Origin of the sequence: Haloferax sp. Atlit-10N (assembly GCF_003586325.1) — an archaeon.
GTDB classification, from domain to species: domain Archaea; phylum Halobacteriota; class Halobacteria; order Halobacteriales; family Haloferacaceae; genus Haloferax; species Haloferax prahovense.
The window spans coordinates 307,342-314,253 of sequence record NZ_PSYX01000005.1; the positions used below are offsets into that span (position 1 = coordinate 307,342).

Below are 6,912 nucleotides of genomic sequence, written 5' to 3' on the forward strand. Positions count from 1 at the left end.
TCGAGTGAGAGACGAGATATATCTGAAAATTGTCTATATTTGTTGCGTCGTTGTCGGTCGCAGACAACGAGGATTAGCAATTTATCGGTCATTCTCTGAGATTAGAGAATAAACCATATCTCGCGATACAAAATTTACTATCCCCGGCTCGCCTCGGTCGCGTATTGACTCTCGTTCTCGGTGAGCCGCTGAATGCGCGAAAACAGCCTAACTCCGACACATCGCCGTCGTCGGCGCGACCCTCGTACACGAATAGAGGGGGTCTCTGACGAGTCGGATCACCCCCGATCTCGGTGTCCCCCCGCGTGTATTTCACCAACTGATGAACTACGATTGTCTGTTGTCGGCTCCCCCAGCAGACTACGCGACGTGTTCCCCTGCGGCCCGAAGGGCGGCACGCGGCGAGCGGGATGCCAGAGCGCACACCCAAGACTATCCCTCTCGTGGTGGAAAGAACCACTCATGCAACCGTATCCATCGACGCCTCAGCTCGGAAATGCCGCCGACGAGTTGCTGTCGAGCGGTCACTTGTGGCTCCGTGAGTACGTCGCTGGTCCCCGGTTGCGGTTTCAGATGAAACCGTCGGGGCGTCTACTGTTCGGCGGCCGAGACCGGGTCTTCGACGACGTGCCTCCGCCGTACGAATACGCCGTTCGACACGTTCGAGAGCGGTTCGACCGCGACGCGTTCCACGACGCGGTCGACGAGCCAGAAGCGTACGTCTTCTTCGGCGTGGCACCGTGCAATGTCGGTATCGACTACGACTGGGAGCGAATCCCGGCATTTCTCGGCTGGACCATCTGGAACGGGACCAAAGAGCGACTGTTCCCCATCGACAAAGCCGAGCAGGTGTTCGAGCGCTTGGGTCTGACGCCGCTGAACACCTTCCAGAAGGAACTGAACGTCCGGGATTTCCACCCGGAACGGCTCGACATCCCCGAATCCGCGTGGTACGCCGGACCCGCCGCAGGTGTCGTCATCGAGAATCGACGCGGTGGACGCGCACTCGTCCGAGAGAGCGCCGTCGACGAGATAAGCGACCACGAGCCGATACGAGGTGAGCCAGCGGAACTCGCCGACGAACTCGTCACCGACGCGCGAGTCGGCCGCGCCGTCGAAGCCATCGAAACGTCCCAAAAACCGCCCACGACCGCCGAGGTTCACGCACGCGTGTTCGAGAGTATCGTCCGTGAGGAGTACGTTCGACTCGACAAAGGCCGCGTCGATTGGGAGACGTTGCGGTCCGCAGTCGGGTCGGTCGTCGCCGAGAAACGCGGTAAGTTGGCCGACAACTGAGTCGCCAGTTTCCTCGTTCCGAACCAGTCTTCTCTCGATGGTCGGGGAAAGCGGGCCTCACTCGCAACGTGAAGCGTTGCTCACTGGTTCAACTCTACTGAGCTATGAGGCTGACCTCGTGGGTCGCGCCGAGCCGAGACTCGGCGCTCAGGAGTTGAGGTCAGCAAAACAATAGCGGGAGGTAGATTTGAACTACCGATCTCCGGGTTATGAGCCCGGCGGAATCTCCTGGCTATCCCATCCCGCTACTACATCGAACTCGGTTGCTAGTGGTAAGGCTTCTGTTTCGGACGCAGAGTATCAATATATTATCATTTAGGGGCCGGTACCTGCGGGAGGCCTCGGTACTCGCATTCTTTTTCTCTTTGCGCCCGGACCAGAGGCGCGGCGGTCGCACCGCAACTCGTTGAAAGAGAGCTATATATCGGCCGATTTTGAAGTACACTAACGGTGACACATCCAGACGAGAACGAGTCCGTCGCAGCGTGGACCGCGGGGATGGCTGGCCTTCGAGAACTCCCGTGGCGTGTCGCGTTCAACGGCGTCGATTTCGGTCGCGTGTCGTGGTGGGGCGTGTTCGCCGTCGCCCCCGCTGCCCTGCTGACTTTCGGCGCGCTCGCCGGTGACCGCGCCCCGTTCGTGTACAGTATGTACTGCGCGGTGATACTGACGGCAGTCCTCCAGAGCTCGGAACGGTTCATCGGTATGAGCGTCGCGCTCGACGATGACGCCGGCGAGCTCGAAAGCACCTACCACATGGGTGACCCCTCGCTGTTTCGGAGCGACGAGGACGTGACGACCTCACTCGCGGACGTTGAAACTGCCCGGTTCGTGACCATCGGGGACCGGACTGTAGTCCGATTGTACTACGAACAGTCGTTCGTCAACAAGCCCTCGATGTTTCTCGTTCCGGACGAGTTCGAACCTCGGTTCCGGGAGACGCTCCGTCAGTACAACGTGTCGATTCGAGTGGACTCGACGCTGAAGTCGGCCGACCGGGTGTGGGGGCGGTTCGCCGTGACCGCTCTCTTTCTGGGTGCGATTCCGCTCGGCACCGTCTTCGTCTGGCCCGCCGGTTCGGTGCCGTTTCTGCTCGCCGTGTTCGGACACGCCGCGTTCGTACTGCGGCAGGGTTGGTGACGCCGTGGGTCGCTCACAGTCGGTCGACCCGGGGACGAACTCACGGCAGAAGCGACAGCGCGTCAAGGAGCGCCTGTTTCACTCGCTCGTTCGACACCGCGTGGCCGACCGCGAACATGAGACTGACCACGACTCCGACCGCGACCGACGCGATGACGCTCGAGTCGGAGGGGCCGAACACGGAGACCACTCCCGCCGCGACGATACCACTCAGCACGACGAACAGCCAGTTTCGCCGCGGCGTCCACCGACTCGTCTCCATTCGCCCGCTCTGTCGGTTGTCAGGAACAAAACGTTTGTCATCGGAGCGGTCGTCCGCTCCCGGTGACACCGACGTCACCTGCTTTCGGTCACGTCGCCGAGAAGGTATATAGATTCGATGCGTAGGTGCGTGCGTAATGAAAGTCGGCTCCGAGACGAAGCTCTACAAGGCGGAGCGAACCGACGTCTCCCAGAACCAGGGGAAGTTCCGGACCCACTTCAACTTCCCCGGTCGCGCCCTCCCGGACCACGCGGACCACGGCTACGGCCCGCTCGCGACCATCGTCGAGTCGTTCATGGACCCCGACACCCACATCGCGATGCACCCCCACCGCGACGAGGAAATCATCTCGTGGGTGCCCGCCGGCGTGATGCGTCACGGCGACCAAGACGGCAACGACCTCGTCACCGACGCCGACCACCTGATGGTGATGAACGCGGGCGAGACGTTCTGGCACGAGGAGTTCACCCGCGCGGACGACCCGCCGCTGCGGATGCTTCAGATGTTCGTCCGGCCCCACAGCCTCGGACTGGGGCCGAACATCCAACACGAACCCATCGACGCCCCCGTCGAGGGCGAGTGGCGGCACCTGTTCGGGCCCGAGGGCTCCCACGCGCCGCTTTTCGTCCGCAACGAGGTCGACCTCTTCGACCTCCGTCTCGACGCCGGGTCGAGCGCTGACCTCCCCGCTATCGAGGGACGAGACGCGTACTTCTACGTGTTCGACGGCGCGGTCGAGGCCGCGGACACGCGCTTCGGGAAAACCGAAAGCGGCCTGCTCGTCGATGACGCCCGTCTGACGCTCACCGCCGACGAGGACGCCACCGTCGTCGCGTTCCTGATCGACCCCGACGCTCCCGTCACCCGACAGGGAACCATCGGTCGCTGACGCGGTATCGCCGCCGACACGTCTCCGCCGCCGCACCGTCGCCGCCACACTACCACTCTCCAACACACCCCGCCCAACTCGATGCTCACAGACACCGCCGGAATCCACCACGTCACAGGAATCGTCCGCGACGCGCAGGCGAACGTCGACTTCTACGCGACGACGCTCGGTCTGCGCCTCGTCAAGCAGACGGTGAACTTCAACGAGAAGTTCACGCGCCACCTGTTCTACGGTGACGAGACCGGCTCGCCCGGAACGGCCTTGACTTTCTTCCCGTACCCGGCGGAGGAGCCGGGACGCCCCGGCACGCCCCAGATTCGAACCGCGTCGCTGGTGATCCCCCCCGACGCCGTCGACTACTGGATCGACCGCCTCGCCGACCGCGGCGTCGAAGTCGACGGCCCGTTCGAGCGGTTCGACGAGACTGCCCTCCGGTTTTCGGACCCCGACGGGACCGACCTCGAACTCGTCACCGGCGAGTCGTCGGTCGAACCGTGGTTCGGCGGTCCGGTCCCCGCCGAGCGCGCGATTCGCGGCATCCACGGCGTCACGCTCCACTCGACGAACCCCTTCGTGACCGCCAGCGTGCTCGATACGCTCGGGTTCGACCTCGTCGAACAAGAGGGCGATCGCGTTCGCTACCGAGCGCCGGGCGACCGGGCGACCGTCGTGGACCTCCTCGATAGGGACGGCGAGTTCGGCCGCGAGGGCGCGGGGAGCATCCACCACGTCGCGGTCCGCGTCGAGGACGAAGCCCAACTGTACGAGTGGCACGACCTGTTCCGCGAGCGCGGCTACGACGTGTCGCGGGTGAAAGACAGACACGTGTTCCACTCGCTGTACGTCCGCGAACCGGGCGGTATCCTGTTCGAACTCGCGACCGACGGCCCCGGCCTCACGTTCGACGCCGACCAGGAGACGCTCGGTCAGTCGCTGTACCTCCCGCCGTGGCTGGAGGAGGACCGCGAGATGATAGAAAGCCAACTGCGCCCGCTCGACCTTCCGGTTGGCGTCGGACCTAGCAGCGACGACGGACTGAACTGATGGCCCGCCGCCCAACAGCGCCCCGGTCCGCGACCGACCCCCACGAGGGGCAGGAGATTGCGACGGGCGGAGCGCCCCCGCAGGTCGCCGACGCGGCAGTCGTCATGCTCCACGGCCGCGGCTCGAAGGCGCGGCACGTCCTCACCCTCGTCGACGAGTTCCTCCACCGGGGCGTGATGTACCTCGCGCCGCAGGCCGCCGGGAGCTCGTGGTATCCGGCACCGGCCACCAGTTCCATCGAGCGAAACGAACCGTGGCTCTCCTCGGCGCTCAGTCGGGTGTCGGCCGCGCTCGACATCGCCGGCGACGCCGGGATTCCGCCCGGGCGAGTCGTCCTCTTCGGGTTCTCACAGGGCGCGTGTCTCGCCGCCGAGTTCGCGGTTCGAAACCCACGTCGGTACGGCGGTCTCGTCGCGCTCTCGGGGAGTCTCCTCGGACCCGACCTCGGGAGTCGGACCCACGACGGCGACCACGATGGGCACGTCAGCGACGACAACCTCGACGGCACGCCGGTCTTCTTCGGGAGCGGCCGCGACGACTCTCGCGTCGACCTCGAGCGAGTCGAGGCGTCGGCCCGAGTCTTCGCGGCACTCGGGGCCGACGCGACGAGTCGGTTGTACGAGGGATTGGGACACGCCATCAATGACGACGAGATTCGGGTTATCAACTCGTTCATCGAGCGACTCGGCTAACGAGACAGGCGAGTCTCCGGAGTCTCGGCGAAGGAAAAAACGAGAACGCGACGTCGGAGTCGGAAGGTACGACCGCGGGGTTGCGGCTAGACTTCGTCGATGAGGGAGCCGTAGACGGACTCGGCGTCGGCGGGCACGTCGAAGTCGTGGTAGTGTTCGCCCTTCTCTTTCGAGAGGATGTTGAGGGCGGCGGCCGCGCCGTCGCCGGCGGAGATGACGGCCTGCCACTCCTCGGCGCGGACCATCGCGCCCGTGGCGTAGGCGTCCTCGACGCTCGTCTCCATCGTCACGTCCACGTCGACGATTTCGTCGTCGAACGCGCAGCCGAGCGACTCCGCGAGGTCGCGGTTCGCGCCCGTGGCGAGCACGACGTAGTCGGCCTCGTACTCGTCGTCGCCGGTCGTGACCACGAAGCCGTCGTCGCTCTCGCTCACGTCGGTGACTTCCTCGCCCTGGTGGCGCTCCGCGTCGAAGTGGTCGACCTGCGTGCGGAGCGTCTCCATGTAGTCCGAGCCGTCGATGGAGCCGATTCCGGGGTAGTTGAACAGATGCGCCTTATGCATCCACGTCTTGTCGGTGTCGAAGACCGTCGTGGAGAGCCCGTTCTTCGCGGCGAAGAGGGAGGTTGTCAGACCAGCGGGACCGCCGCCGATGACGATTACGTCTGCCATGTTCCATGCACTAGCGTACTCGATAAAGAACCCCAGCAAAGCGGATATTTTGTAGTACGCTCGATTACGCGCTATCGCGGTTCATTCGTCGAACTGCGACTCGGCGAACGAGACGGCGAACTGGTCGCGCATCTCGCGGCGGAGCATCTCGCTCATCACCTCGTAGACGACCGGTTGCGGGTATTTCTCCAGCAACGTGGCGAGTTCGACGGCGCAGTCGGACTTCAGGGCGGCAAATTCGGCAGTCCACGGTGGATTACTATTACTCATTAACCGCACATTCTTCCACGCGTAGTTATGAATTTTGCTTGAAACAAACGAGAACGGTCGACGACGGTCGCACCGCTCGCCGGAACACGTGCGGACGGTCGGTAGAAGGGTGCCGGTCTGGCGGGACGAACTCGCCCCGCCGGATGCCCTGTGTTGGGCACCCTTTCACGGTAACCCGTGGTGGTCGCGCGGGAAACGGTGGGTTCGTTCTGTTACGCGACGTTACTCGAAGAGTTCGACGGCTTGGTCGTAGCGGGCGGCGGGTTCGTCCCAGTCGACGACCTCGAAGAACGCGGAGACGAAGTCGCCGCGGGCCGGGCCGTAGTCGTGGTAGTAGGAGTGTTCCCAGACGTCGAGCGCGAGGATGGGGTGGGAGCCCCAGAGCGCGCCCTGGTCGTGCTTGTCGACGACGACGTTCCGAAGCTGGTTCGAGAACGAGTCGTAGACGAGAAGTGCCCAGCCGCCGGCTGCGCCGGCCGCCGCTTCGAATTCACCCTTCCAGGCTTCGTAGGAGCCGAAGTCCTCGGCGATGCGCTCTGCGAGCGCGCCTTCGGGCTCGTCGCCGCCTTCCGGCGACATGTTCTGCCAGAACAGGTCGTGCAGAATGTGTGCTGAGCCGTTGTGGGTGACGTGACGAAGTGCGCCTGC

General features: G+C 64.2%; 9 protein-coding genes and 1 tRNA gene. 5 read left to right on the forward strand and 5 right to left on the reverse strand.

Going from position 1 to position 6,912, the window contains the following annotated elements:
• Positions 1-573 precede the first annotated feature (573 nt).
• Complete coding sequence (locus C5B91_RS16120; RefSeq protein ID WP_049968931.1) at positions 574-1,296, forward strand: hypothetical protein; 723 nt, start codon at positions 574-576, stop codon at positions 1,294-1,296.
• 172 nt (positions 1,297-1,468) lie between these two features.
• On the opposite strand, the gene C5B91_RS16125 is transcribed toward C5B91_RS16120, so the two are convergent.
• Positions 1,469-1,543, reverse strand: a tRNA-Met gene (locus C5B91_RS16125).
• Positions 1,544-1,794: 251 nt separating this feature from the next.
• Between C5B91_RS16125 and C5B91_RS16130 the strand changes: the two genes are divergently transcribed.
• Complete coding sequence (locus C5B91_RS16130) at positions 1,795-2,436, forward strand: hypothetical protein (RefSeq protein ID WP_008093821.1); 642 nt, start codon at positions 1,795-1,797, stop codon at positions 2,434-2,436.
• A gap of 40 nt (positions 2,437-2,476) precedes the next feature.
• Here the strand turns inward: C5B91_RS16130 and C5B91_RS16135 are convergent, their stop codons facing one another.
• The gene (locus tag C5B91_RS16135) at positions 2,477-2,698 is read right to left on the reverse strand and encodes a hypothetical protein (protein WP_008093823.1); all 222 of its coding nucleotides are present in this window, start codon (positions 2,696-2,698) and stop codon (positions 2,477-2,479) included.
• Positions 2,699-2,834: 136 nt separating this feature from the next.
• Here C5B91_RS16135 and C5B91_RS16140 point away from each other — a divergent pair, with 136 nt between their 5' ends.
• The 3 genes from C5B91_RS16140 to C5B91_RS16150 all read left to right on the forward strand — a co-directional run bounded on the left by C5B91_RS16140 (position 2,835) and on the right by C5B91_RS16150 (position 5,323).
• A complete protein-coding gene (locus C5B91_RS16140; RefSeq protein WP_115820006.1) occupies positions 2,835-3,587 on the forward strand; it encodes a pirin family protein in 753 nt (250 codons plus the stop codon).
• A gap of 81 nt (positions 3,588-3,668) precedes the next feature.
• Positions 3,669-4,631, forward strand: a complete 963-nt coding sequence (locus C5B91_RS16145) for a ring-cleaving dioxygenase (RefSeq protein WP_115820007.1) — start codon at positions 3,669-3,671, stop codon at positions 4,629-4,631.
• Positions 4,631-5,323, forward strand: coding sequence for an alpha/beta hydrolase (locus C5B91_RS16150; RefSeq protein ID WP_115820008.1), 693 nt, complete (start codon positions 4,631-4,633; stop codon positions 5,321-5,323). The genes C5B91_RS16145 and C5B91_RS16150 overlap by 1 nt, the downstream gene beginning before the upstream one ends.
• Positions 5,324-5,409: 86 nt before the next feature.
• On the opposite strand, the gene C5B91_RS16155 is transcribed toward C5B91_RS16150, so the two are convergent.
• From C5B91_RS16155 to sod, 3 genes are all read right to left on the reverse strand, one after another.
• Positions 5,410-5,994, reverse strand: a complete 585-nt coding sequence (locus C5B91_RS16155) for an NAD(P)/FAD-dependent oxidoreductase (protein WP_008093830.1) — start codon at positions 5,992-5,994, stop codon at positions 5,410-5,412.
• Between the two features lie 81 nt (positions 5,995-6,075).
• Positions 6,076-6,264 (reverse strand): hypothetical protein, encoded by a 189-nt coding sequence (locus C5B91_RS16160; protein WP_049913461.1) that lies wholly within the window; start codon positions 6,262-6,264, stop codon positions 6,076-6,078.
• A 222-nt stretch (positions 6,265-6,486) separates the two neighbouring features.
• Positions 6,487-6,912 (reverse strand): superoxide dismutase [Mn] (gene sod / locus C5B91_RS16165; protein ID WP_147374887.1); only part of this gene is annotated, 426 nt, incomplete at its 5' end.

Excerpts from the sequence above, each read along its gene's own strand:
- C5B91_RS16160 (WP_049913461.1), bottom strand. The coding sequence starts at position 6,264 with ATGAGTAATAGTAATCCACCGTGGACTGCCGAATTTGCCGCCCTGAAG.
- C5B91_RS16135 (WP_008093823.1), bottom strand. The coding sequence starts at position 2,698 with ATGGAGACGAGTCGGTGGACGCCGCGGCGAAACTGGCTGTTCGTCGTG.
- C5B91_RS16140 (WP_115820006.1), top strand. The coding sequence starts at position 2,835 with ATGAAAGTCGGCTCCGAGACGAAGCTCTACAAGGCGGAGCGAACCGAC.
- C5B91_RS16155 (WP_008093830.1), bottom strand. The coding sequence starts at position 5,994 with ATGGCAGACGTAATCGTCATCGGCGGCGGTCCCGCTGGTCTGACAACC.
- C5B91_RS16130 (WP_008093821.1), top strand. The coding sequence starts at position 1,795 with ATGGCTGGCCTTCGAGAACTCCCGTGGCGTGTCGCGTTCAACGGCGTC.
- C5B91_RS16145 (WP_115820007.1), top strand. The coding sequence starts at position 3,669 with ATGCTCACAGACACCGCCGGAATCCACCACGTCACAGGAATCGTCCGC.
- C5B91_RS16150 (WP_115820008.1), top strand. The coding sequence starts at position 4,631 with ATGGCCCGCCGCCCAACAGCGCCCCGGTCCGCGACCGACCCCCACGAG.
- C5B91_RS16120 (WP_049968931.1), top strand. The coding sequence starts at position 574 with ATGAAACCGTCGGGGCGTCTACTGTTCGGCGGCCGAGACCGGGTCTTC.